This is a genomic window from Paenibacillus sp. FSL K6-2441, assembly GCF_037964765.1.
GTDB lineage: Bacteria > Bacillota > Bacilli > Paenibacillales > Paenibacillaceae > Fontibacillus > Fontibacillus phoenicis.
The window spans coordinates 3,116,721-3,141,179 of record NZ_CP150174.1; the positions used below are offsets into that span (position 1 = coordinate 3,116,721).

24 protein-coding genes are annotated in these 24,459 nt (G+C 52.2%); 6 read left to right on the forward strand and 18 right to left on the reverse strand.

Annotation, left to right across the window (positions count from 1 at the left end; genetic code table 11):
* Positions 1–65 precede the first annotated feature (65 nt).
* From NSQ80_RS14320 to NSQ80_RS14350, 7 genes are all read right to left on the reverse strand, one after another.
* Positions 66–503 carry an NUDIX domain-containing protein gene (locus NSQ80_RS14320; RefSeq protein ID WP_009224110.1) on the reverse strand — a complete coding sequence of 146 codons (438 nt, stop codon included), beginning with the start codon at positions 501–503 and terminating at the stop codon, positions 66–68.
* A 305-nt stretch (positions 504–808) separates the two neighbouring features.
* Positions 809–2,152, reverse strand: a complete 1,344-nt coding sequence (gene mtaB / locus NSQ80_RS14325; RefSeq protein WP_009224111.1) for a tRNA (N(6)-L-threonylcarbamoyladenosine(37)-C(2))-methylthiotransferase MtaB — start codon at positions 2,150–2,152, stop codon at positions 809–811.
* Positions 2,153–2,155: 3 nt separating this feature from the next.
* Complete coding sequence (locus NSQ80_RS14330; protein WP_036644744.1) at positions 2,156–2,920, reverse strand: 16S rRNA (uracil(1498)-N(3))-methyltransferase; 765 nt, start codon at positions 2,918–2,920, stop codon at positions 2,156–2,158.
* Positions 2,921–3,008: 88 nt separating this feature from the next.
* The gene (locus NSQ80_RS14335; RefSeq protein ID WP_009224113.1) at positions 3,009–3,692 is read right to left on the reverse strand and encodes a site-2 protease family protein; all 684 of its coding nucleotides are present in this window, start codon (positions 3,690–3,692) and stop codon (positions 3,009–3,011) included.
* A 6-nt stretch (positions 3,693–3,698) separates the two neighbouring features.
* A complete protein-coding gene (prmA, locus tag NSQ80_RS14340; protein ID WP_339299559.1) occupies positions 3,699–4,667 on the reverse strand; it encodes a 50S ribosomal protein L11 methyltransferase in 969 nt (322 codons plus the stop codon).
* A gap of 110 nt (positions 4,668–4,777) precedes the next feature.
* A complete protein-coding gene (locus tag NSQ80_RS14345; protein WP_009224115.1) occupies positions 4,778–4,957 on the reverse strand; it encodes a YfhD family protein in 180 nt (59 codons plus the stop codon).
* A gap of 65 nt (positions 4,958–5,022) precedes the next feature.
* Entirely contained in the window at positions 5,023–5,391 is a 369-nt protein-coding gene (locus NSQ80_RS14350) for a hypothetical protein (protein ID WP_339299562.1), read from the reverse strand.
* A gap of 215 nt (positions 5,392–5,606) precedes the next feature.
* Between NSQ80_RS14350 and NSQ80_RS14355 the strand changes: the two genes are divergently transcribed.
* The gene (locus NSQ80_RS14355; protein WP_009224117.1) at positions 5,607–6,038 is read left to right on the forward strand and encodes a hypothetical protein; all 432 of its coding nucleotides are present in this window, start codon (positions 5,607–5,609) and stop codon (positions 6,036–6,038) included.
* 3 nt (positions 6,039–6,041) lie between these two features.
* The gene (locus NSQ80_RS14360) at positions 6,042–6,326 is read left to right on the forward strand and encodes a YxcD family protein (RefSeq protein WP_009224118.1); all 285 of its coding nucleotides are present in this window, start codon (positions 6,042–6,044) and stop codon (positions 6,324–6,326) included.
* Positions 6,327–6,399: 73 nt separating this feature from the next.
* Here the strand turns inward: NSQ80_RS14360 and dnaJ are convergent, their stop codons facing one another.
* The 11 genes from dnaJ to NSQ80_RS14415 form a co-directional block, all read right to left on the reverse strand.
* Positions 6,400–7,518: a molecular chaperone DnaJ gene (dnaJ, locus tag NSQ80_RS14365; RefSeq protein ID WP_009224119.1), complete on the reverse strand. Its 1,119-nt coding sequence runs from the start codon at positions 7,516–7,518 to the stop codon at positions 6,400–6,402.
* 162 nt (positions 7,519–7,680) lie between these two features.
* Complete coding sequence (gene dnaK, locus NSQ80_RS14370) at positions 7,681–9,516, reverse strand: molecular chaperone DnaK (RefSeq protein ID WP_260070473.1); 1,836 nt, start codon at positions 9,514–9,516, stop codon at positions 7,681–7,683.
* 59 nt (positions 9,517–9,575) lie between these two features.
* Positions 9,576–10,178, reverse strand: a complete 603-nt coding sequence (gene grpE / locus NSQ80_RS14375; protein WP_050769722.1) for a nucleotide exchange factor GrpE — start codon at positions 10,176–10,178, stop codon at positions 9,576–9,578.
* 103 nt (positions 10,179–10,281) lie between these two features.
* Positions 10,282–11,310 carry a heat-inducible transcriptional repressor HrcA gene (hrcA, locus tag NSQ80_RS14380; protein ID WP_009224122.1) on the reverse strand — a complete coding sequence of 343 codons (1,029 nt, stop codon included), beginning with the start codon at positions 11,308–11,310 and terminating at the stop codon, positions 10,282–10,284.
* Between the two features lie 107 nt (positions 11,311–11,417).
* The gene (locus NSQ80_RS14385) at positions 11,418–11,885 is read right to left on the reverse strand and encodes an N-acetyltransferase (RefSeq protein ID WP_009224123.1); all 468 of its coding nucleotides are present in this window, start codon (positions 11,883–11,885) and stop codon (positions 11,418–11,420) included.
* Between the two features lie 171 nt (positions 11,886–12,056).
* Positions 12,057–13,262: a radical SAM family heme chaperone HemW gene (gene hemW / locus NSQ80_RS14390; protein WP_260070479.1), complete on the reverse strand. Its 1,206-nt coding sequence runs from the start codon at positions 13,260–13,262 to the stop codon at positions 12,057–12,059.
* A 115-nt stretch (positions 13,263–13,377) separates the two neighbouring features.
* Positions 13,378–15,195, reverse strand: a complete 1,818-nt coding sequence (gene lepA, locus NSQ80_RS14395; protein WP_009224125.1) for a translation elongation factor 4 — start codon at positions 15,193–15,195, stop codon at positions 13,378–13,380.
* A gap of 137 nt (positions 15,196–15,332) precedes the next feature.
* Positions 15,333–16,355 (reverse strand): glycoside hydrolase family 130 protein, encoded by a 1,023-nt coding sequence (locus tag NSQ80_RS14400; protein WP_028539687.1) that lies wholly within the window; start codon positions 16,353–16,355, stop codon positions 15,333–15,335.
* 37 nt (positions 16,356–16,392) lie between these two features.
* Positions 16,393–17,226 (reverse strand): carbohydrate ABC transporter permease, encoded by an 834-nt coding sequence (locus NSQ80_RS14405; RefSeq protein ID WP_009224132.1) that lies wholly within the window; start codon positions 17,224–17,226, stop codon positions 16,393–16,395.
* 3 nt (positions 17,227–17,229) lie between these two features.
* On the reverse strand, positions 17,230–18,105 hold the full coding sequence (locus tag NSQ80_RS14410) for a sugar ABC transporter permease (RefSeq protein WP_028539688.1): 876 nt from the start codon (positions 18,103–18,105) through the stop codon (positions 17,230–17,232).
* A gap of 120 nt (positions 18,106–18,225) precedes the next feature.
* Positions 18,226–19,581 carry an extracellular solute-binding protein gene (locus NSQ80_RS14415; protein ID WP_028539689.1) on the reverse strand — a complete coding sequence of 452 codons (1,356 nt, stop codon included), beginning with the start codon at positions 19,579–19,581 and terminating at the stop codon, positions 18,226–18,228.
* Between the two features lie 250 nt (positions 19,582–19,831).
* Between NSQ80_RS14415 and NSQ80_RS14420 the strand changes: the two genes are divergently transcribed.
* The 4 genes from NSQ80_RS14420 to NSQ80_RS14435 all read left to right on the forward strand — a co-directional run bounded on the left by NSQ80_RS14420 (position 19,832) and on the right by NSQ80_RS14435 (position 24,404).
* A complete protein-coding gene (locus tag NSQ80_RS14420) occupies positions 19,832–20,854 on the forward strand; it encodes a substrate-binding domain-containing protein (RefSeq protein ID WP_036700814.1) in 1,023 nt (340 codons plus the stop codon).
* 177 nt (positions 20,855–21,031) lie between these two features.
* Entirely contained in the window at positions 21,032–21,991 is a 960-nt protein-coding gene (locus NSQ80_RS14425) for a 1,4-beta-xylanase (protein ID WP_339299569.1), read from the forward strand.
* A gap of 13 nt (positions 21,992–22,004) precedes the next feature.
* A complete protein-coding gene (locus NSQ80_RS14430; RefSeq protein ID WP_323077159.1) occupies positions 22,005–23,201 on the forward strand; it encodes an AGE family epimerase/isomerase in 1,197 nt (398 codons plus the stop codon).
* Between the two features lie 24 nt (positions 23,202–23,225).
* Positions 23,226–24,404: a glycosidase gene (locus tag NSQ80_RS14435; protein WP_339299573.1), complete on the forward strand. Its 1,179-nt coding sequence runs from the start codon at positions 23,226–23,228 to the stop codon at positions 24,402–24,404.
* Positions 24,405–24,459: the final 55 nt, after the last annotated feature.

Genomic DNA, 24,459 nt, shown 5'->3' on the forward strand with positions numbered 1-24,459 from the left:
AAATGCAGTTATTTCCCCCGATATTCTCCCATCTCTTAAATATCGCAGAAAATAACTGCACCGTATTAGTTCTCCGGCTCGATACCAAGCATTTGCAACGCCTTCTCTAAGATGAAGTCGTTGTTGTCATATCCCGCCTTGCGTTGCTGACGCCAAGCCTCCTGCGGCTCATACCAGGACACGCTGCGGATCTCCTCAAGCTGAGGACGGAGGGCTCCGCTTTGCCATTCAACCAAGTAATAATGGACTTCTTTATCCACGTTCCCCAGCTTGGGATGATGGTAAGTATACGCGATGATATCAATCAATTTACTGATCCGGCCCACAATGCCGGTTTCTTCCAAAATTTCGCGCAGCGCCGTTTGTTCCACGGTTTCTCCCGGTTCCCGCTTTCCTTTCGGAAACGATATCTTGCCATAACGATCGGTAATCAGTTGCACTTGCAGCCGTCCGTCTTGGATGCGGTAAACGACGCCTCCAGCAGAGATTTCTTTGAATGGCATTCTGGCTGTACCTCCCTTTATTTTACCCAAGCCTCCCTTACCGTAAAAGAGGGCCCTAAGGGTTCGCAGCCCTTAGGCATCCCGCAAACGGGACAAACGCGGGAGTGACTGAGGCGCTCCTGCTCGCTGTTCCCTCCGGGAAAATGCTGCCTTCGGCGCTGGGCGAGAAATTATTGACACCTGGTGTTATTTGTTAATTATAGGAGCATCGCACTCATACTTCCAATTTGCCCGTATGTAACAACAAGGATTTCACCCCCGACAGGGTGAAATCCTTGGCCTATGCCCGGTGTCGGGCGACAGTATTATGCTAAAGCTTGCGCGGCATCGTCCAGGACTCGGACTAACTGGCCTTCGCAGGTGTTCGCATCCGCTTGGGTCAGCTTCACGCGGCAGATTTTGCCGGTCAAGTCCGGTGTGCCCGGGAAGCGGATTTGCAGGTAGTTGTCGCTGAAGCCAGTCACATAGCCGTCTCCGGCTGTGCCTTTCTCATCCTTCTCTGGAATGACATCCAGCACCTGGCCAACGAATTTCTCCGCATAAGCAAGCTGCATTTGCTCGGACAAGTCGATCAGTTCATGCACGCGAGCATGCTTCACTTCCTCGTCGACCTGGTCCTCCATCCGCGCTGCCGGCGTACCGCTCCGCTTGGAATAAGGGAACACGTGCATTTCCGAGAAACCGATGCGTTTGATCGCTTCGAAGCCTTCGCGGAACAGCTCGTCCGTTTCCCCAGGGAAGCCGACAATAACGTCCGTGGTAATCGCAACATCCGGCATGAAATCACGGATCATTTTGATTTTATGCTCGAACTCTTCAATCGTGTACTTTCTTCTCATGCGCTTCAGCACTTCATTGCTGCCCGCTTGCAGCGGGATGTGGAAGTGGCGGCACATCTTCGAGGAGTTCTTCAACACATCCAGCATCCGGTCATCGATCTGGCTTGCTTCAATCGAACTGATACGGATGCGTCCCAGCCCTTCTACTTTATCCAAGTCCCACAGCAGGTCGGACAAACGGTAGTTCTCCAGATCATCACCGTAGCCGCCCGTATGGATGCCGGTCAGGACGATTTCCTTGTAGCCCGCAGCGACCAGTTGACGCGCTTGCTGAATCACGCTTTGCGGGTCACGGCTGCGCGACAGTCCGCGCGACCAAGGGATAATACAGAAGGTGCAGAAGTTGTTGCAGCCCTCTTGGATTTTCAGATAAGCGCGGGTATGATCGGCGAAGCTTGGCACGTCCAGCTCTTCGAACTCCCGGGTCTTCATAATGTTGCGCACGGCGTTAATCGGCTTACGTTGCTCTTGGAGTTGCTTGACGTAAGGGATAATTTTGTCCCGGTCTTGCGTTCCGATGACCAGATCCACGCCGGGAATATCCAGAATCTCCGCAGGCGACGTCTGCGCGTAGCAGCCGGTTACCGCGATGATCGCGTCTGGGTTGCGGCGCACCGCCCGCCGAATGATCTGACGGCTCTTCTTGTCACCGGTATTCGTAACCGTACAAGTATTAATCAAGTAAACGTCGGCGGCTGATTGCTCAAAATCAACCTGTTCATAGCCTTCGTTTTTAAATAGTTGCCAAATGGCTTCGGTATCATAGAAATTAACTTTACAGCCCAAGGTGTAAAAGGCGACAGTAGGCATCGCTCATTCCCCCCCCATTTCTCCGGATTCATACATGATGCAGGTCAGGGCGGCCATCGCAGCCGTCTCGGTGCGCAGAATGCGCCGGCCTAAACCAACGGATACCGCTCCCGCAGCTTCGGCTTCCTCCACTTCCGCTTCAGTAAAGCCGCCTTCCGGTCCAACGACAACAGCGACCTTCACCGTTCTCTCGGGCGTCAGCCCGGTGACGAAAGGCTTAAGCACGTCCCGCAGCTGCCGACCGTCCTCTTTTTCATAGCATAAACATACCAAATCGTAGTTCTTAAGCTCTACAAGCAGCTTGTCCCACTTGACTGGAAGCTCAACCGCCGGGATTTTGCTGCGATGCGCTTGCTCGGCGGCTTCCTTGGCGATTTTCTGCCAGCGGGTGAGCCGCTTCTCCTCCTTCTTGCTGTCATACTGTACGATCGTACGTTCTGATAAAAAAGGAAGGAAAGAAGCCGCGCCGATTTCCGTGCACTTCTGAATGACGGTTTCCATCTTGTCGCCTTTCGGCAAGCTTTGGGCTACAGTCACTTGAAACCACGGTTCTCCCGACGCCGCCAGCTCCTCTATAATAGCCGCAGTCACTTGCTGCGGCTCTATGATCGTAATCTCCGCGAGGACTTCCCGGGATATCCCGTCGCTCACGATCAGCTTATCGCCGGGTTTGGAACGCATCACCCTGCCGATATGACGGGCATCCTCACCGGCAATCGTCACTTCCCGATCGCCAAATTGCGCGGGATCCACAAAATATCGCTGCATGCCATCATCCTCACCGTTCCACAAGGTCAAAATCACCAAACTACATCATACAACTTTTGAACTTCCGTTTCCAGTCCTTCTCCCCAGCCTAAACCCCAGACAATGTCAGGAAAAGATGGGCAAACTGGTAATAGATTGTTTCCGCTGCATTATATAACGGCAGAATCGTATACTGCTGCATCCCCGGGACGATTAGGATCACTAAGAAGATCAGCACCGACCACTGCTCGTATTGCTGCAATTTGCCCAGCATGCGGCGCGGCACGACATCCTCCAAAATTCGATAGCCATCCAGCGGCGGTAAAGGAATCAGGTTAAATAAAAATAAGAAAAAGTTCATGACCGTAAATAGATTAAAGAAAATGAGAACGGCTTGAAACAACTTCTCGTTCGTAATTGCATCCAGTACGCCAAAACGAGCCAGCATCACGTAAACAAGCGTCCCCAGGACGCCCAGCAGCAAGTTGCTGAGCGGCCCGGCAACGGATACAATCACACCCATCAGGCGCGGTTTGCTGAAATTGTCCCGGTTCACCGGAACCGGCCGAGCCCAACCGAACCCGGCAAGCAGGAGCAGGATAATGCCCAATAGATCAAAATGAACTGCCGGGTTCAACGTCACGCGACCCAGCAGCTTGGCTGTCGGGTCCCCAAATTTGTTCGCAAAATAGGCATGAGAAAATTCATGCAGCGTAAAGGCGATCACCAGCGTGATCAAATAAAAGGGGAGCTGTTCCAACGGAACCCGCAATATTCGGTCTAGTAAATCCATATATAGTTACCTCTTTCTCGTCACAAAAGCGACCCAATCTTCTTCCCGGGCCGTCCGTTCCAGTTCGAAACCCGCGGCAATCAGCGCTTCTTGTACGGCTTGTTCTTTATTCTTATAAATCCCCGAGGCGATATAATAACCGCCGGGTGCCAATGCTTGATAGACATCCTCGATAAACAGCAAAATGATCTCTGCCAAAATGTTAGCCACGACCACCCGTACCGGCAGCTTGATCTCTACACCCGTGCTGCCTTCTCCTTTCAGAACGGATAACAGGTCGCTTTCCACGACTTGGATCCGGTCCTCAAGACCATTCAGACGCGTGTTCTCCTTCGCACTAGATACGGCTACCGGATCCAGATCCAGCGCCAACACCTTGGAGGCACCAAGCCGACATGCTCCGATGGCCAGAATCCCTGAACCTGTGCCGACATCAATCACTTCGTCCCCTTCTTGGATAATGCTCTCAAGCGTGAGTAAGCAAAGGGATGTTGTTGGATGCGTACCTGTACCAAACGCCATACCAGGGTCCAGCTCGATAATTTGCTCGTTCGGCGAAACTGGTACATATTCCTCCCACGTTGGTTTGATCGTCAGTCTCTCAGAGACCCGCAGCGGCTTGAAATATTGCTTCCAATTGTTCGCCCAATCGTCCTCACTGACATCCCGCACGGAGATCTCCGCAACCCCAGGATCGATATCAAAGCTCTTAAGTTCCTCGATGCGTGCGCGGACTTCCGCAATCACTTCGTCGATATCCAGTCCTTCCGGAAAATACCCGCTGATTTTCGCTTCTCCTTCAGGAATGTCATTAGGGGGAATTTCAAACCATTGTCCCAGTGAAGTATCCCGAGGTTTATCGTTATCGACGTGCTCTTCAATGGTTACCCCGCCTGCGCCTGCTTCATGCAGGAAGTTGGAAACCATCTCCACCGCTTCTTCCGTCGTATGTATAGTTATTTCTTTCCAAATCATCGTATGATTTCCTCCTTGACTTACATGCATAAAATTAATTGTACTATAGATTCAGGAACGTGACAAAACAAAACAGGGAACCATTCGGGTCCCCCGTCTGCTGCTTACGATTACAGCTTGTATTGTCCCTGCTGGCGTGCGTCCGCCCGTTCGCTGCGCTCCAGCGCTTCCCAATCCTCTTGATCAGCCCTCTCTTCGGAAAACTCCACATCCGTGTAATGTACGATCGGCAGATTTTTTCCTTTGGCAGAGATCCGCTTGGTTCGCCGATCCTCCTGGCTTTGACTCATCTCTCGCTTCAACTCCTTTCCATGTATTCTCCGATTGGCATGATTGGAGTCATCCTTCTTAACGATTAAATCAAGCCGCCCGCTTCTTCAATGATGCGCAGCGCCTGATGATGAATCGATTCGTCAACGACAGCGGTCAGTAAAATATCATGGCCGGTCGGCCCGCCTTGTCCCCCATGGCTAAGTCCGCTGGCTGCCGGATCCGCTGCTGCCAATATCCCCGCTGATTGGTTGGTCATCGACGCATCCTGGGTGACAGCCGCCAGGTTGGAGATGCTTCCCGTCACCGGGTTCATCGGATTGTAGCCCTCGCCGGCATAACGGCTGAATCGATCAATCGATATCTCTTCCACCCGCAGCGCATTTAATTTGCGGGCAACCCCTTCGGCCTGTTCCGGGCTTTTGAAATAGGCCAAAATGTTCTTTTCAGCCATCCTTCCTCCCTGCCTTTCGTTTTACACTTCAATGAAGCTGCACGCTCGCAGCCCATTATTCGGTAGGATGTAATTTTGGCCATGGCTTTATACAAATTTTGTTCGTTTACCGACCTGAATTGATTTAAATTTGAAACGTTTCCTTGGCTTGTCCGTATTACTCGATGGGGAAGCGAACATACTTATCTTACAATCATAGGAGGAGTTTATAGACGATGTTAAAAAGAATAATGCTTCTGATGATGGTCTTCACCGTCTTCTTCACCTTCACCGCCCCTGACTTTGCTGACGCCAGACGCGGCGGATTCAAATCCGGCCCTCGGTCGTACAATCCAACCCCGAAGAAGCCGTCGCAAAGCGAATATCAGAATACGACGGGCAATCGCACCGGAACCCAAACGGGAACTCCGACAACAAACCGCGGATTCTTTAGCGGCGGCAGCTTTATGCGCGGCATGATGATCGGCGGGCTTGCGGGTCTGCTGTTCGGCGGCCTATTCAGCAGTATGGGCTTCTTCGGCAATCTGCTGGGATTAGCCGTAAATCTGTTGGCAATCTATGTGATCATTGCCGCCGCAATGGCTCTGTACCGCCGATTCAAAAAGCAGCCGCGCCACGACGATTATCGCAACGGAGGCCGTTATTAAGCCATGATCCTCGGTATGGACGAAATTATTAACGCGATTTGCCTGCATACGGCCGAACGGAGGGGCGTCCGCCCCACCGATGTGACGGTCGAGCTCAGCTGGGACGAGGATACCGGCTATACCGGTGAAGTATGGGTGAACGGCCGCAGTTGGTATATCGTTGAATCGAACATCATGGAGGCGATCATGGTGTACGTACATCGGGAATACGGAATGCGGGTCTTCCGGGAAGATATCCGGCTGATGCTGGAGGATGAAATCTTGGCGGAGATTCGGACGGAAGGTTGATTTTTCAATACAAAAACAAAAGCGCGAACTAGGGAATTATTTCTCCTTAGCTCGCGCTTTTATGTTGGAGCGATTAGTCTCCGCGAAACGCCCGTTTCATTCGGTCAAAAAACGATTGCTCATGCTCATGCGTCTGCTCGCCGTCCAACGAAGCAAATTGGCGCAGCAGCTCCTTCTGCTCTTCGCTGAGCTTGCTTGGCGTCACAACGACCACTTTAACATGCTGGTCGCCTTGACCGATTCCACGCAGGCGCGGCACCCCTTTCCCTTTCAAGCGGAAGTAGGTTCCGGTTTGCGTTCCTGCCGGAATTTTCAGCTTCACTTTCTCTGTCAGCGTAGGAATTTCGATTTCATCCCCCAGCGCAGCTTGGGCGAACGTCAACGGAACCTCACAATAGATATCGTCGCCCTCGCGGTAGAAGAAATCATGCGGTTTCACGCGGATCACGATGTACAAATCGCCGGCTGGACCGCCGCGCAACCCGCTTTCACCTTCACCGGACATCCGCAGTTGAGCTCCATCGTCAACCCCTGCCGGAATGCGGACATGAATTTTACGCTGCTTCTTTACCTTGCCGCTGCCTGCGCAGGTCGGACATTTCTCCTTTATGATTTGCCCTCTTCCGCCGCAGTTCGTACAAGTACGCCGGTTCACCATACGGCCAAACGGTGTATTTTGAACGACTTCCTGTTGCCCGGTGCCATGGCACACGGAACAGGTGACCGGTTTGGTCCCTGGTTTCGCTCCCGTTCCAAAGCAGGTATCGCAGCTTTCAGTACGCGGAATGGTGATGTCCGTTTCTTTCCCGAACACCGCTTCCTTAAATTCGATCGTCATCGTGTATTGCAAATCGTTACCGCGCTGCGGCGCATTCGGATCACGCCGGCTGCCGCCGCCGAAGAACATATCGAAGATATCCCCGAAGCCGCCAAAATCCGCGTCAGAGAAGCCGCCGCCCATCCCCTGATTCGGATCCATATGGCCATATTGGTCATAACGCGACCGTTTCGCTGGATCACTTAAGACGTCATAGGCTTCCTTGACTTCTTTGAATTTCGCTTCCGCATCCGCCGCTTTATTGACGTCCGGGTGATATTGCCGGGCCAGCTTGCGGTAAGCTTTTTTGATTTCGTCTTCAGTTGCGTTTTTACTGAGGCCCAGCACCTCGTAGTAATCGCGCTTCTCTGCCATCCTTCCACCCCCATCGGTCATCTTTTAATCACGAAGTAAATCTATTCAATAACCCTTATCAGCAAAAGGAAAGTCAAAGTGCGGTAGCAGCCCGCACTTTGACCTTCCCGGATGCCAAAGTCTATTCACCAGACTCAAACTGCTCTGTGAGCCATCTTAGCTTTATTTCTTATCTTCGTCAACCACTTCGTAGTCAGCGTCAACGACGTTATCGCGGTTTTGGCCGCCGGCAGCTTCAGCGTTGCCTTGCGCACCTGCCGCTTGCGAAGCTTGCTCATACAGCTTCACGGACAACTGCTGAACAACCTCGGTCAATTTCTCCGATGCCGCTTTGATTTGCTCCAGATTGTCGCTTTCCAGCACTTTCTTCAGCTCTTCTTTAGCGGCGTTTGCTTTCTCAACTTCAGTTGCGTCAACTTTGTCGCCCAGATCTTTCAACGTTTTGTCAACGCTGTAGATCAGTTGGTCAGCGTTGTTTTTCGCTTCAACCAGCGCTTTGCGTTTTTTATCTTCTTCCGCATGCAGCTCGGCGTCCTTCATCATCCGTTCGATTTCTTCATCGCTCAAGCCGCTGGAGGAAGTAATCGTGATTTTTTGGCTCTTACCGGTCCCTTTATCGGTTGCCGATACGTTAACAATCCCGTTCGCGTCAATGTCGAAGGTAACTTCGATTTGCGGTACCCCGCGTGGTGCAGGCGGAATATCACCCAGGATAAAGCGGCCCAACGTTTTGTTGCCGGCTGCCATTTCCCGTTCCCCTTGCAGGACGTGGATCTCAACGCTTGGCTGATTATCGGCGAAGGTCGAGAAGATTTGCGACTTGCTCGTCGGAATCGTTGTATTCCGTTCGATCATCTTCGTGAATACGCCGCCAGCCGTTTCGATCCCCAGCGAAAGCGGAGTAACGTCAAGCAGGACAACGTCTTTGACATCGCCAGTCAATACGCCGGCTTGCACCGCAGCACCAAGCGCAACGACTTCGTCCGGGTTTACGCCTTTATGCGGCTCTTTGCCCGTCAGTTTCTTGATCGCTTCTTGTACGGCAGGAATCCGCGTAGAACCACCGACAAGCACGACTTTATCGATGTCAGCCGGAGTAAGGCCAGCATCGCTCAAAGCACGGCGAGTTGGTCCAAGGGTGCGTTCAACAAGATCCGCAGTCAACTCTTCGAATTTCGCGCGGGTCAGGTTCACTTCAAGGTGTTGCGGCACGCCGTCAACTACCGTGATGAATGGCAGAGAAATCGTCGTCGTCAGCACGCCGGACAGTTCTTTTTTCGCTTTTTCCGCGGCATCTTTCAAACGTTGTACCGCTGCTTTGTCCTTGCTCAAGTCAATGCCTTGATCTTTCTTGAACTCGGCAACGAGGTAGTCGATGATCTTCTGGTCGAAGTCGTCGCCGCCCAGATGGTTGTCCCCGCTGGTCGCTTTAACTTCGAAGAAGCCGTCGCCCAGCTCGAGGATCGATACGTCAAAGGTACCGCCGCCAAGGTCATATACGAGAATCGTTTGATCTTCAGCTTTATCCAGACCGTAAGCCAGTGCAGCTGCCGTTGGTTCGTTCACGATCCGCAATACTTCCAAACCGGCGATTTTCCCGGCATCCTTCGTCGCTTGACGCTGACTATCGTTAAAATATGCCGGAACCGTGATAACCGCTTGGGTGACCGGTTGTCCCAAATACGCTTCGGCGTCAGCTTTCAGCTTCTGCAAAATGATCGCAGAAATTTCTTGCGGCGTATATTCTTTGCCGTCGATGACTTCTTTATGGTTCGTCCCCATATGACGTTTGATCGAAATGATCGTCCGATCCGGATTGGTGATCGCTTGGCGTTTCGCCGTTTCGCCGACGATCCGTTCGCCGTCTTTCTTAAAACCTACGACGGAAGGGGTTGTGCGCGCACCTTCCGGGTTAGGAATGACGACCGCTTCGCCGCCCTCCATCACCGCAACGCAGGAGTTCGTTGTACCAAGGTCAATACCGATTACTTTGCTCATTACGTTATGTCCTCCTTAATAGGTTGAATCGTCTTTTGGATTCGTTGTTAGCTGCTATATTAGCCGCTGACTTTGACCATCGCCGGGCGCAGCACCTTATCTTTCAGCATATAGCCTTTCTGCACAACTTCCACGACGATGCCCTCTTCATGCTCCTCGGATTCCACCTGCATAATCGCCTGATGGAATTCAGGATTAAACGGCTGGCCCTCCGCTTCCATCGGAGTGAGGCCTTCCGCCTTCAAGACGCCTTCCAGTTGGCGGAAGATCATTTCCACCCCTTTGACATATGAGGCGGCGTCCGAGATGTCTCCGGTTGTGTTAAGCGCCCGTTCAAAGTTGTCAATCACCGGAAGCAGCTCGGTAATCAGCTTGGCGGATGCGTATTTGCCCAGTTCTTCCTTTTCCTTCACCGTACGGCGCCGGAAATTATCGAAATCCGCCTGAGCACGCAGCAAGCGCTGCTGAAATTCCTCGTTCTCCGCACGCAGCTTCTCCAGCTCCGCAGTCACATCTGCGTTATTCGCTTCGTTGACAGCCTCAGCTGCACCCTCTCCACCGGCAGCGTCCTGAGTATCCTGCGGCTCTTGAGCCGCTACTTCATCCTGCCTCTCTTCGGATTCCGGGGTGTTTTGCAAGTCCTCTTTCACGTTATCGTTCATATTCGTTTCTTCCTCTACAGTGTGATTGTTGTCCTGAATCGGCTGTGATTCCTTCAAGATGCTCACCTCCTTAACATGCAGCTAGACCCGCAGATCATGCATGTTATTGCATCCGGCTCAGAAAATTGCTTAGGTCCTTCGACAAAATTTCCAAAATCCGGATCACTCGGGCATATTCCATCCGTGTAGGTCCCAAAATGCCGATCGTACCAACCGCTTCGCCTTCAACTTGATAGGTTGCCGTGATGAGGCTGCAGTTGGCAAAGGCTTCATGCCCGTTTTCGGTGCCGATTCGCACTTGAATGCCAGACCCGGATGCGGAAGAGATCATTTTCGTCAAGGTTGGGGTCTCTTCCAGTACATCCAGAATCCCTTTGACCTTCTCGACATCGCGGAATTCCGGCTGTGTCAGCATGTTCGTCGCCCCGCTCAGGAAGAGGCGTTGCCCCTCTGTGCCCGGGTCAAGCGCTTGATCCAGCACCTTCATCAGATCTTCAAAATGCTCAATATGCCGCTGCATCTCTTGAGCAATCTCGTTATACAAGGCAGTCTTGAGCTTATAGATCGGCACCCCAGCAAGTTTGCGGTTCAACAGGTTGACCACCCGCTCCATTTCGGATACGGATACGTCCGGCGGAATCGCGACGGTCTTGTTCTCCACTTGTCCTGTATTCGTCACGACGATCGCCACCGCCTTCGTTTCGTTTAACGGCAATAGCTGGAAGTGACGCAAAGACGTATGAAAAACTTCCGGCCCCAGCAGGATGGAAGTGTAATTGGTCATTTGGGATAGAATGGTCCCAGCATGTTGAATCACTTGTTCAGTTTCGTTTAGCTTTTCTGCGAAGAATGCTTTTAACGTCGTTACTTCTTCATTCGATAGTAAGTTCAACGGCGTCAGGTGATCCACATAGTAGCGGTAGCCTTTATGAGAAGGAATCCGCCCCGCCGACGTATGCGGCTGCTCCAAAAAACCGAGCTCTTCCAAGTCGGCCATTTCGTTCCGGATCGTTGCCGGACTGTACCCGACATCGCCCCGTTTCGAAATGCTTCGGGATCCCACAGGCTCCGCCGAGCGAATATAGTCATCAACAATAGCGGTCAATATCATTCTTTGGCGTTCCGTCAACATGGCAATCCCTCCCGGATAAACTCGATTTTTCCGAATCGTTAGCACTCAATGTCATAGAGTGCTAATCACTAATACAAAAATACCAAACCGACCTGACGATTGTCAAGTCAGTCCAGTATCTTGAGAACGGCGATTTCATCGCAGCAATGCTGCTTTGCACAATTGACGCAGTCGGTCCATACTTTCTCCGGAAAGATCTCTTTATTCACGACTGTAAAGCCATTTTTAATAAAAAAGGAAACCTCATAGGTGAGCGCCATCACTTTGGGGATCGCTTGTCTCCGGGCCTCTTCCACCAGTTGCTCGACCAGCATGGAACCAAGCCCCTTCCCCTTGTGGCCTTCGGCGATCCCAAGGGAACGGATTTCAACCAGTTCCTCCCCCAGCTTGCACAGCGAACCGCAGCCGACGACCTCGCCATCCACTTCCGCCACGACGAAATCCTGGATCTGACGCTCCAACACCGCCCGTGAACGCGGCAGCATAATGCCTCGCCGGGCATACCCTTCAATGATGTTATATAATGGCTCGACATCCGCTAAATTCGCCTGTCTGCACACGGCTACCGCTGGCATGCTGATTCCCCCTCGATCACAAATAATATGAATAAATATACATTATACGGTATAAAACTTCAAGAGAAATGTTTCATGGCCATGTCATTTTTCCAAGTATATTCAGCGACATGTAAAAAAGCAGCTTTGCTACTTCATTAAAGAAGCGCAAGCTGCTTGTTGGATAAGTCACTAATCCGTTAAGACGCCGATAAATTCGGCAAACACTTCGTTTCCGAACAACACGCCTTGCTTGCTGAGCCGATAGCCTTCACCGTCGCTATGAGGCTCCAACAGGCCGGCGCTTAACATCTTCGTAAGCTGCCGGGCAAATACATCGTCCAGCTCTTCGCCAAATTGTCTCCGGAAATCCGCCTTACGGATGCCGTCCAGCATCCGAAGTCCAACCATAACGAAGTCCTCCATCGCCTCTTCCCGGGACACGCCAAATTGCTCCAAGCGAGGCAATCCTGTCTTCGCCGCTTCCACATAAGGGTTCACGCCCTTAATGTTCACGTGACGCGTGCGGCCGACATACCCGTGGGCGCCGGCGCCCAAACCGTAATAATCCTCGTTCTTCCAGTACGTGATGTTGTGCCGGCTGGCGAAGCCGGGTTTGGCAAAATTGCTGATCTCGTATTGCTTGTAACCGGCTTGTTCCATTCGCTCCATTAACAGCAGGTACATGTTCAGTTCCTCCTCTTCGCTTGGAAGCGGGAGCTGATTTTTGTGGTACAACGTATGGAACAACGTGTTCTCCTCAACCTTCAGGCTGTAAATCGAATAATGCGGCAGCCCAAGCTCCAATGCCCGTGAGACGCTGTAGTCCAGCATCTCAACCGTTTGGTTGGGCAGACCAAACATCAAATCGATGGACAGATTATCTAGCCCAACAGCTCTAGCATTCTCCAAGCTCCGGTAGACATCATCGGTGTTATGGATCCGGCCGATGCCGCTCAGAAGCTCATTCTGGAATGCCTGCACGCCAAAGCTGACCCGGTTGACGCCGCCGTCTTTCATGACGGTCAACTTGTCGCGGTCCGTCGTGCCCGGGTTCGCTTCCATCGTAAATTCGATATCGCTGGCCCAATACGGGAAATGACGTCTGACTGATGCCAGGAAAAACTCCATCTCCTGCGGAGTCAGCACGGTAGGCGTCCCGCCGCCCACAAATATGCTGCGGATTTCGCCCGGCGGAGTTTGCTGGACCGTCAGCTCCATCTCCCGATCCAAGGCGCGCAGATAGTCCATCACCGGCTGATCTTTTAATACGTAGGAGTTGAAATCACAATAGAAGCACTTGTTGGTGCAAAACGGGATATGAATATATACCGCATGCGGTGCGCCGGATGGTCCGGATGATGTCACGCCGCTTGCCGCAGGGTTTTGGATCGGCATTCCCTGCCCCGGATGCTTCATCGTTTGGTCCATGGTCATGCCCTCCTCCAAGTTTCTCTTAAATAATAGTAGAAAGGAAAGCCTGACGGCTTTCCTTCGTCAACCAACCTGCTTCTTAATTGTCGTCGATCTTCAGCACCGCCATGAACGCTTCCTGCGGCACCTCGACGCTGCCGACCTGCTTCATCCGCTTCTTGCCTTCCTTTTGCTTCTCCAGCAATTTCCGTTTCCGCGAGATGTCGCCGCCGTAACACTTGGCAAGGACGTTCTTGCGCATCGCCTTTACGGTTTCGCGGGCGATGACCTTCGTTCCGATCGAAGCCTGAATCGGTACCTCGAACATTTGGCGCGGAATCAGCTCGCGCAGCTTCTCGCAGATGATCCGGCCGCGGTGATATGCGCGATCGCGGTGCACGATAAAGGACAAGGCGTCCACCTGCTCGCCGTTCAGCAGGATATCCATCTTCACGAGATTGGATCTGCGGTAGCCGGACAGCTCGTAATCAAACGAAGCATAGCCTTTGGTGCTCGATTTTAACTGATCAAAGAAGTCGTATACAATCTCCGACAACGGAACCTGGTACGTAATCGTCACGCGCGTCGTGTCGAGGTATTCCATATTGACGAACTCGCCGCGTTTGCTTTGGCACAGCTCCATCACGGTTCCGACATAATCGTTGGGCACAATGATCGACGCTTTGACGTAAGGCTCCTCGACATAGTCGATTTTGCCGACCTCCGGATAGTTCGACGGGTTGTCGATGGAAATCGTCTCGCCGTTCGTCAGCGTTACTTTGTAGATAACGCTTGGTGCTGTCGTAATCAGCGGAATGTTAAATTCCCGTTCAATCCGCTCCTGGATCACGTCCATGTGCAGCAGTCCCAAGAAACCGCAGCGGAAGCCGAAGCCCAGCGCGCTTGAAGTTTCAGGTTCGAAGCTCAGCGAAGCGTCGTTCAGCTGCAGCTTCTCCAGCGCTTCACGCAGGTCGTTGTAATCCGACGTTTCGATCGGGTACAAGCCGCAGTACACCATCGGGTTGATCTTCCGGTAACCCGGCAGCGGCTCTGGTGTCGGATTCTTCGCGTCCGTCACCGTATCCCCGACACGGGTATCGCCAACCGTCTTGATCCCGGCGACGATAAAGCCAACATCGCCGACGTTAAGCTCGTCCACAATCGTCATCCGCGGTTTGAACGCGCCGACTTCGATGACCTCAAAGGTTTTGTCCGTCGCCATCATTTTGATTTTCGAACCGGCTTTGATCTTGCCGTCAATGACGCGCACATAAACGATAACGCCTTTGTAAGGGTCATAGTGGGAGTCGAAGATCAGCGCCTTCAGCGGTTTATCCGGATCTCCCGTCGGTGCCGGCACCTTCTGAACGACCTGTTCCAAAATCTCCTTAATCCCGATTCCGGCCTTGGCGGAAGCATGCACCGCTTCGCTGGCATCCAGGCCGATGACATCTTCAATCTCCTGCTTTACCCGGTCAGGATCTGCGCTCGGCAAGTCGATTTTGTTGATGACCGGCAAAATCTCCAGGTTGTTATCCAGCGCCAGATAAACGTTGGCCAACGTCTGCGCCTCAATCCCCTGGGCTGCGTCCACGACCAGCAATGCGCCTTCGCAAGCCGCCAAGCTGCGGGAAACCTCATAGGTGAAGTCGACGTGCCCTGGAGTATCGATGAGGTTCAGCACATACTCCTCGCCGTCGTCAGCACGGTAGTTCAGGCGGACCGCCTGAAGCTTGATCGTAATTCCGCGCTCCCGTTCCAAGTCCATCTGGTCAAGAACCTGATCCTGCATTTCCCGGGAGGTCAGCGCCCCGGTATACTCCAGAATCCGGTCGGCCAAAGTCGATTTGCCATGGTCTATATGTGCAATAATACAGAAATTGCGAATTTTCGCTTGTCTAGCCCTAATATCTGTCATCCTTACCCCCACCACAAATCATCGAAGTAATGCAATCAATTTATTATAGCAGTTGAAGGGGCAAGCAGCAATCACGGCCAGCGATTTTCCGTTTACAGCTTCAACCTCTCCAGAAGAACCCGGTCGCCTCCGTCCCGCTACATTCTACCGATTTCTGCGTCATCGCCAACTTCCTCATGCGTCGCCTTGACATAATCCACGATTTCCTGAACCGTCGTATAGGCGATCCCAACATAGGTATCTGCAGCGCCGTAGTAAATGGCGATACGGCCTGTGGCAGCATCGGTCAAAGCGGCGCAAGGGAACACGACGTTCGGGACGAAGCCGCGCTCCTCATACCATTCCTCCGGCGTTAATACATACGTACTGGAGCGATATTTCACGCGGGACGGTTCCTCTCGGTCAAGAATGACCGCACCCATGCTGTAAACAAGGCCATTGCACGTCCCGGTGACGCCATGGTAGAACATCAGCCAACCTTCGGTCGTTTCGATTGGAGCGGGACCGCCGCCGATTTTCACCGACTGCCACCAGCCTTGCCCGCCCTTGGTCATCACATGGCGATGTTTGCCCCAATAGACGAAATCCGGGCTTTCGCTAAGGAAGATGTCGCCAAACGGAGTATGCCCGCTGTCGCTGGGACGGGACAACATCACGAAGTTGCCTCCGATTTTCTTCGGGAACAACACGCCGTTGCGGTTAAATGGTAAGAACGGATTCTCCAAACGGACAAACGTCTTAAAGTCTTGGGTTTTGGCCACCCCAATCGAAGCGCCGTAGAAGTCCGTGCACCAAATAATATAGTAGGTATCCTCCACCTTCACCAACCGGGGATCATAGGCATATTGAGGTTGGAACGGCTTCCCTTCCTCATCCACAAAAGGAATACGCTCCTCGTCGATCTTCCATTCATAGCCGTCTTCGCTCCAGCCTGTATGCAGGTGAGGACGGCCGTTAATCGTTTCGGCGCGAAACACGCCAACAAAGCGGCCATCGTAAGGAACAACTGCGCTGTTGAAGATGCGCGCGATGCCTTTGGCCGGATTCCTCTTCACGACCGGATTGTCATTATGTCTCCATACGGGTCCTGCCGCATGCTCCGGTTTATCTTGCCAAGGAATGTTCGGCAGGTTCTCTCCAATGATTTTCACTGTGCTCATGAGGTTACCCCTTCCAAATCAACTCAAATAAGTGCGTTTATTTAACGGAGCCTTGGGCAAATCCGTTATAGATGTATTTCTGCAGCGCCACAAAAGCAATCAGGATCGGCACAATCGTTATCATGATCCCGGCGCAGATCACTTCCCATTGCGAACCGTAAGGGCCTTTAAACTTAAACAGCGCGGTCGAGATCACCTGCAGGTCCTCGCTTGGCATATACAGGAACGGCGTGTAGAAATCGTTATAGATATTCACGCCTTTGACGATAATGACCGTCACGATGGCTGGGGCGAGCAGCGGCAAAATAATGCGCCAGTAAATCGTGAAATAGGACGCGCCGTCCAGCATCGCGGATTCGTCCAGCGATTCGGAAATCGAATCGAGGAATTGCATGAAAATATACACGGCGATAATGTCAGTGCCTAAGTAAAGCAAAATCGGAGCAAATCGTGTATCCACCAAGTGGAAGAAGTTGATGATTCGGAATGTCGCCACCTGGGTCGTCACGCTTGGGATCAAGGTCGCCAGCAAGAAGGCCCCCATCAACAGCTTGTTGCCGCGAAATTTGAAGCGGTTTAGGACATAAGCGATCATGGAGCCGATCAAGGTCGCGCCAAGAATTGAGATGACTACGATAATGACGGTGTTTCCGAAGCCAAGCAGCATTTTTCCATTAATAAAAGCCTTGGAGTAGTTGGCGAAATTCAGCCAGTTCTCCGGCGGCGTCAAGGGGCTGGTCGAACCGTATTCCTTGTTCGTTTTAAAGGAAGCGAACAGCACCACCACGATCGGAACGAGCGCGGCGAAAGCGCCCAGCAGCAAGCTGACATATTTAATGAAGGCCGCGGCTACGTATTTCAGTCTATACATGGCTTACTTCTCCTCCTTGATCAACAAGCGCTGCAGCAAGGTGACAATGATCACGATAAACAGCAGGACAACCGCCATGGCGGAGGCAAGGCCAAGCTTGTTATATTTAAACGCGGTGGTCACCGTTTGGATGACAAACGTATTACTTCCGTTGGAGCCGCCGGTCATAATGTACGGAATATCGAAGGCGCTGATTGCACCGCTGATGGCGAGGATCAGGTTGAGCTGCACAATTTTCATGATGCTGGGAATGATGATATGGCGGAACTGATGCCAACGGTTGGCCCCGTCGATCTCGGCCGCTTCGTAAATATCGGAACCAATCGACGAAATCGCGCCCAGGAAAATGATGAAGTTAAAGCCCATGTATCTCCACACGGATGCGCCCGCCAGCGAAATATTAATGATGTTCGGGTTCTTCAACCATCCCTGCGTGTAAGCGCCAAGCCCCACCGATTGCATCAAGGTATCCAGCGTACCGTCCGGACGGAAGAAGAACAGGAAGATAAACCCGATCGCTACCCCGTTTAAGAGGTAAGGAAAGAACAGGACGCCTTTAAAGAAGTTTTTGAATCGCACCTTAAAGCTAAGTATCGTTGCAAAATAAAGAGCAATTGCCATTTGAACAAAGGTCGCGCAAAAATAATACAAGCTGACCTTAAAGACGGTGAAATATTTGGAGTCGGTAAAGATCGTCTTGTAGTTCTCAAACCCTACGTAATCATAATGCTTGCTGTAGCCGTTCCAGTTGGTGAAGCTGTATTTGAACATATTAAAAACCGGCAAGTAGGCGAAAGTGAACAACAAGGCGACCGGGATCAGCGAGAAGGCGAAAATGATCACTTTCCGCTGGGTTTTGTAGCTTAAATTTTTGAACACCACTCACACCTCCAAAAATCCTGCAAAATGCCTATCTCTGTCTCTCCTTGGCTAAAATCACAAGGGAAACGCGCATCCGGCACGTTCCCCCTGCAACTTTGTCCTCCCCTGTGACCGGTGTTATTTCACGAATTTGGCGCGGGATTTCACCCAAGCGTCGTTGAGATCCTTCATGATGTCGTCATAGGATTCGTTCAGGTTACCGATCGCGGCTTCCATGATCCGTTTCTTGAATTCCGGCTGCCACAAGCCGATTTCCGCGTCTTTGTCGATTTTGTCCACCAGGCCCTCTTGCCCCGGTTTTGCAGGAGTCTGCAGTTCGAACTTCACGTCAGTTCCTTCGAATTGCTTCAGCGATTCCGGAAGAGGAGCGCCGACCACCGGGCTCATGCCGCCGGCTTGTTCCGTGGGATATCCGGATTTGTTGATGAACCAGTCCACCCAAGCTCTTGCCGCCTCTTTGTGCTTGCTGTGCTTGCTGATGCCCAGCGTATAGTCGTCGGCAAGCGGCATAATGATTTCCTTAGCATTCGTTGGGAAAGGCATGTAAGCGATGTCATCCGGATTCTCAGCTAAGCCTTGAACCTGCCCGATCGCCCAGGAGCCCAGCACCATCGCACCGATTTTGCCATTGGCCATGTCGGCTTTGGAAGCTTCCCAGTTCGTCGTTGTCGGGTCATCTTCAATCAAACCTTGTTTGGCGGTGTCGTACATCACCTTGTACAGTTCATAGTGCGGCTGTCCAGGAACGAAGTTGTCATCGGTGTTCGGCTGGATCACATTGACATAGTCGACGTCGCCGGCAACGGTAGTTAATACAGCTTCCCATTGCGTCAAAGGCCAGCTGTCTGCATAGTTGCTGTACAGAGGAATCGCGTCGCCTTTTTCTTTGATTTTGTGCAAAGCGGCCAAAAACTCGTCCGGTGTTCTCGGCGTCGTCGTTACGCCGGCGTCGTTAAATACTTTCTTGTTGTAGAGGATCCCGGAAAAGTTAACAGCGATCGGAATCCCGTAAACTTTGCCATCAACGGTTCTTTCCTCCAGGCCGATATACTGCTTGCTCATCTCTTCCAACGTACCCAGCGGTTCAAAAAACTCCGGCGTATCCGCCAGCGGAATGCTGGTTGGCAGCAACAGAACATCACCGTAATCGTCAGAGTTCATCCGCACTGTGATTTGTCCTTCATAATCGGAAAGCGCTTGGAAGTTTACTTTCACGTTCGGGTATTCCTTATTAAATTCGGCGGCATAATCCTTGAATACGGTGTCGACGATGTCTGTTCGTTGCGTAATGACGGTAATCTCTCCCGAGATGTCCCTTCCCGCCGTCTGTTCCGTGCCGGAGTTCGCGGTTCCGGCATTTCCGGCTGCATTGTTCTGTGCCGCGTTATTACGGTTGTTCCCTCCACAGCCAGCCAACAGAGTCAAAACAAGCATCAAGGCCAGCAAACCGATGAAAGCTTTGTTCTTTTTCACATCCGTTTCCCCTTTCAATTTATAAATTAAGTTATCGATAAACTAACTAAGATTCTATAATGTATACGTTTACTCGTCAATGACTAAATCCATTTATTTTCAGTTAATAAAGTAATGTATTAAGTTATTGCTTATGAATGATAAGTTTAATTTTTCGCTCATCTTCCTATTTACCAACAGAATCGGTATACTGGATTTTAGATCGATTGGCTCTGGATGATAGATTGAACGGGATGGTGAATATAAGTTCATGAAACGCAACATAACGATGAAAGATATCGCCGACAAGCTGGGCGTCAGCAGCGTTACGGTATCTAAAGCGCTGAATGACAAGGAAGGCGTCAGCGACAGCCTGAAGCTGAAGATCAAGAAGGTGGCCAGTGAGATGGGCTACCGCTTTAACTCGGCGGCCAAATCGATCAAGGACGGGCTTTCTTATAATATTGGCGTGATGATTCCGCAGCGTTTTACGGGTCTTAGAGAGTCCTTCTATTTGCAGGTTTATCAGCAGATCGCCATTCAGTTGGACCACTATGGCTATTTCGGAATCTTAAATATCTTAAGCAGCGAAGATGAGGAACAGCTCAATTTCCCGCGGGTATACAGTGAAAATAAGGTGGATGGCATCATCATTTTGGGGCAGGTCAGCAAGAAGTACATCGAAACGGTGCAAAATATGGAGCTGCCGAAGCTGTTTCTCGACTTTTATGACGAGCATGCCGCGATCGATTCAATCGTTACCGATAACTTTTACGGCGCTTACGAGATCACGAACTATCTGATCCGATGCGGCCACCGCGAGATCGCTTATGTTGGCAACGTCTATTCCACCAGCAGTATCCAAGACCGCTTCCTGGGTTACTACAAATCGCTGCTGGAGCACGGGTTGAAGTTTAACGAGCGTTATCTGATCAATGACCGTGATGAACACGGTACCTATATTGATATCGAGCTTCCGGAGCAAATGCCTACCGCGTTCGTCTGCAACTGCGACCAAGTCGCCTATCTTTTGGGCGAGCGCCTCACCAGCATGGGTTACCGTATCCCGGATGACTGTTCGATTGTCGGGTTCGACAACGACGTATACGCCACGCTGGCAAATCCGCCGCTAACTACGGTTGAGGTGGATATTGAGCAGATGGCCCGATCCGCCGTCAAGGCGATTATGGATAAAGTGTCCAACCCCCATCGCCGCATCGGCCGCATGCTGGTGCAAGGCAAGATCATCTACCGGGATTCCGTTAAGAACCTTAATACCGAACCCGCCGAGTAATCGGCGGTTTTTTGCTTCTTTAGGACAACTTCACGCTAACAAATTCAAAATAAAAAAGGTTGAATCCACCGTTTAGCCGTTATATAGTTATGTCATAATTAGTATTTTGTTATCTTAATTTATATAACAAATAATAACAAATTTTAAATTTTCGAGATCGTGGGGTGAAGTGCAAGTATGCAATCGCTCGAACCTTATATTGCCGGAATGACTTGGGGGTTTATGGGCGTCAGGGGGACCTGGGGCAACGAGGCCGCAGCTCATTCCATGGAAATGATGGCGAAGGTGACCCGCAGTAACTGGACGGCCATTGCTTTTGCCGCACTGCAAGCAACAGCCTTCTCCACGGATATCCCCTTCTGGGAGGCGCCGACGGTGACCGACGAGGAAGTCCGATGGGCCATTCGTAAGGCGCATTCGCTGGGGTTGAAGGTATGTCTGAAGCCGATCGTGAACTGCGCGGACGGAACTTGGCGAGCGCACATTAATTTTTTTGATCGAGACGTCCCTTGTGAACCAAAATGGTCTGACTGGTTTGCCTCGTATCGCGCATATCTCCTTCATTTCGCGCAAATCGCCGAGGAAACCGGGTGCGAGATGTTCTGTATCGGCTGCGAAATGGTGCAAACCGACCGGCGGGAAGCGGAATGGCGCGCTTTGATCGCCGACATTCGCCAGGTTTACCACGGACCGCTGACGTATAACTGCGACAAATATCAAGAGGACAATGTGATGTGGTGGGATGCCCTGGATGTGATCAGTTCCAGCGGCTACTACCCGATCGGAGACTGGGATCGTCAGCTGGATCGAATTGAAAGCGTTGTCCGGAGATACGGTAAGCCGTTTTTGTTTATGGAAGCCGGCTGCCCGAGCCGCACCGGGTCGGCGAACGTCCCAAATGACTGGACGCTGCAGGGTGCAGTGAATGAGGCAGAACAGGCGGAATATTACCGCACGATGCTGGAGAAATGCGGAGAACGCGATTGGGTCCGCGGCTTGATGCTGTGGGATTGGCCGGCGCGGCTGTACGATCGGAGCCAGGCTGCAACAAATGATGGTTACTGCATTTATGGCAAGGAAGCGGAGACGGTCGTAGCTGAAGCTTATGCCGCCAAGCTGAACGCGATCGAGCGATAAGGAGGTTTTTTACGTGGAAACCCATGATTGGAAGGTACAGCTGCAGCAGGAGCTGCAAGGCAACATTCTCCCGTTTTGGATCGAACATACAATCGATTGGCAGCATGGCGGCTTTGTCGGATACATCGATGAGCAGCTCAACAAGCACCCCGAGGCCGATAAAGGGCTGGTGCTGCACGCCCGCATTCTATGGACCTTCGCTTCGGCCTATCGTCGATTTCCCGATCCCAAATACCTGGAAATCGCCGAGCGGGCTTATGATTACCTGAAGACGCATTTTGTGGACCCTCAGTACGGCGGTTTCTATTGGATGGTGGATGTCCAAGGACGGCCGGTTCAAGACAAAAAGCAGGTCTACGGGCAAGCGTTTGTCATTTACGCTTTGACTGAATATTATCGCGCAACCTCCAGCGAAGAGGCATTGGAGCAAGCGGTCAACCTCTACCGCCTGCTGGAGCAGCACAGCTATGATCCGGTTCATAAAGGCTATGTTGAGGCTCAGTCCCGCGACTGGAAACCCACCGGGGATTTAAGTCTCAGCAACAAAGATTTAAACGAAAAGAAATCGATGAATACGCACCTGCACGTGCTGGAGGCGTACACCAATTTGTACCGGGTATGGAAATCCTCTGAGCTGCGGGGCAGCTTGTCCGAGCTGATCGAAGTGACGCTAGAGCAAATCATCGATCCGAAAACTGCCCACTTCCTGCTGTTCTTCGATGACGGCTGGCAGGTCAGAGGACATCATGTCTCGTATGGCCATGATATCGAGGGCAGCTGGCTGCTCGTCGAGGCAGCCGAGGTGCTGGGTGAGCCCGCTCTGCTGCAGCGCGTGAAGGAAACCGCCTTAAAGATGGCCGAGGCTGTGTATGCGGAAGGCGTTGACCGGGACGGCGGGATATGGAACGAAGCCGATCCAAACGGCCTGACTGACAATAACAAAGACTGGTGGCCGCAGGCGGAAGCGATGGTTGGTTTCTACAATGCGTACCAACTGACCGGAGACCCCAAGTACCGGGCGGCTGCAGCAAATTCCTGGAGCTTTATTCAAACGTATCTGGTGGATCGTAAACACGGCGAATGGTTCTGGGGCGTGGATCGAGGCGGCGCACCGTTGCCGGGCGAACCAAAGGTCAGCCCTTGGAAATGCCCTTATCATAACAGCCGCGCGTGTCTGGAAATGCTGGAGCGTCTGGAACGTGAGAAGTAATTTGATGGATCGGAGGAATTGAGAATGAGCCTATTTGACGAAAGAAAACAGCAGCTGACCGAACGTTACGAACAGCTGATTGCGCGCCGCAACGAGAAAATGCCCTATGGCAACGGGGTGTACGACCGCTACCGCTATCCGGTCTTGACGGCGGAGCATGCGCCGCTCATTTGGAGATACGATTTCAATCCGGCGACGAATCCGTATTTCTCTGAACGCCTTGGCGTCAACGGCGTGTTTAATCCGGGAGCCATCGAGCTGAATGGAAAATTTTATCTGATCGCCCGCGTTGAAGGCGTAGACCGCAAATCGTTCTTCGCTGTAGCCGAGAGCGATAACGGCATCGACGGCTTCCGTTTCTGGGATAAGCCGGTGGTTATGCCCGAAACCGAAGATCCGGACGTCAACGTCTACGACATGCGGGTCGTGCGGCATGAAGACGGCTGGATTTACGGACTGTTCTGTACGGAGCGGAAAGACCCCCATGCGCCGCGGGGAGATCTGTCGAGCGCCGTAGCCCAGTGCGGCATCGCCCGCACGAAGGATCTCGTCACTTGGGAGCGGTTAGCCGACCTGAAAACGAAATCTCCGCAGCAGCGCAATGTGGTGCTGCACCCCGAGTTCGTAGACGGGAAATACGCGTTCTACACCCGTCCGCAGGACAGCTTCATCGACGCCGGCTCCGGCGGCGGCATCGGCTGGGGGTTGTCTGATTCGATCGAGCAGGCGGTCATCGACGAGGAAATCATCGTTGACGACCGCAAGTACCATACGATCAAAGAGGTCAAGAACGGCCAAGGTCCCGCCCCGATCAAAACGGATAAAGGCTGGCTGCACATCGCCCATGGCGTGCGGGGAACGGCGGCCGGGCTCCGCTACGTGCTGTACGCCTTCCTCTCCGACTTGCAGGAGCCGCAGCGGGTGACGCATCGGCCGGGCGGCCATCTGATCGCACCGGAAGGCGAGGAGCGTGTCGGCGATGTGTCCAACGTCGTGTTCTGTAACGGCGTCATCGCCCGCGACAACGGCGACGTCTTCATCTATTACGCTTCCTCTGATACGCGCATCCACGTCGCCACAACGACGGTCGACCGGCTGCTGGACTACGTGCTGAACACGCCGGAGGATCCGCTGCGCTCCTATGCCTGCGTACAGCAACGAATCGATTTGATCGAGCGGAATATCCAATTTCTGAACAAGTAAAACAAGCGAGCTGCCAGGAGTTCATCTCTTGGCAGCTCGTTTGTTTGAGTTGACT

Coding starts and splice junctions, on each gene's coding strand:
- NSQ80_RS14320 (WP_009224110.1), bottom strand. CDS start 503: ATGCCATTCAAAGAAATCTCTGCTGGAGGCGTCGTTTACCGCATCCAA.
- mtaB (WP_009224111.1), bottom strand. CDS start 2,152: ATGCCTACTGTCGCCTTTTACACCTTGGGCTGTAAAGTTAATTTCTAT.
- NSQ80_RS14330 (WP_036644744.1), bottom strand. CDS start 2,920: ATGCAGCGATATTTTGTGGATCCCGCGCAATTTGGCGATCGGGAAGTG.
- NSQ80_RS14335 (WP_009224113.1), bottom strand. CDS start 3,692: ATGGATTTACTAGACCGAATATTGCGGGTTCCGTTGGAACAGCTCCCC.
- prmA (WP_339299559.1), bottom strand. CDS start 4,667: ATGATTTGGAAAGAAATAACTATACATACGACGGAAGAAGCGGTGGAG.
- NSQ80_RS14345 (WP_009224115.1), bottom strand. CDS start 4,957: ATGAGTCAAAGCCAGGAGGATCGGCGAACCAAGCGGATCTCTGCCAAA.
- NSQ80_RS14350 (WP_339299562.1), bottom strand. CDS start 5,391: ATGGCTGAAAAGAACATTTTGGCCTATTTCAAAAGCCCGGAACAGGCC.
- NSQ80_RS14355 (WP_009224117.1), top strand. CDS start 5,607: ATGTTAAAAAGAATAATGCTTCTGATGATGGTCTTCACCGTCTTCTTC.
- NSQ80_RS14360 (WP_009224118.1), top strand. CDS start 6,042: ATGATCCTCGGTATGGACGAAATTATTAACGCGATTTGCCTGCATACG.
- dnaJ (WP_009224119.1), bottom strand. CDS start 7,518: ATGGCAGAGAAGCGCGATTACTACGAGGTGCTGGGCCTCAGTAAAAAC.
- dnaK (WP_260070473.1), bottom strand. CDS start 9,516: ATGAGCAAAGTAATCGGTATTGACCTTGGTACAACGAACTCCTGCGTT.
- grpE (WP_050769722.1), bottom strand. CDS start 10,178: ATGAACGATAACGTGAAAGAGGACTTGCAAAACACCCCGGAATCCGAA.
- hrcA (WP_009224122.1), bottom strand. CDS start 11,310: ATGTTGACGGAACGCCAAAGAATGATATTGACCGCTATTGTTGATGAC.
- NSQ80_RS14385 (WP_009224123.1), bottom strand. CDS start 11,885: ATGCCAGCGGTAGCCGTGTGCAGACAGGCGAATTTAGCGGATGTCGAG.
- hemW (WP_260070479.1), bottom strand. CDS start 13,262: ATGCCGATCCAAAACCCTGCGGCAAGCGGCGTGACATCATCCGGACCA.
- lepA (WP_009224125.1), bottom strand. CDS start 15,195: ATGACAGATATTAGGGCTAGACAAGCGAAAATTCGCAATTTCTGTATT.
- NSQ80_RS14400 (WP_028539687.1), bottom strand. CDS start 16,355: ATGAGCACAGTGAAAATCATTGGAGAGAACCTGCCGAACATTCCTTGG.
- NSQ80_RS14405 (WP_009224132.1), bottom strand. CDS start 17,226: ATGTATAGACTGAAATACGTAGCCGCGGCCTTCATTAAATATGTCAGC.
- NSQ80_RS14420 (WP_036700814.1), top strand. CDS start 19,832: ATGAAACGCAACATAACGATGAAAGATATCGCCGACAAGCTGGGCGTC.
- NSQ80_RS14425 (WP_339299569.1), top strand. CDS start 21,032: ATGCAATCGCTCGAACCTTATATTGCCGGAATGACTTGGGGGTTTATG.
- NSQ80_RS14435 (WP_339299573.1), top strand. CDS start 23,226: ATGAGCCTATTTGACGAAAGAAAACAGCAGCTGACCGAACGTTACGAA.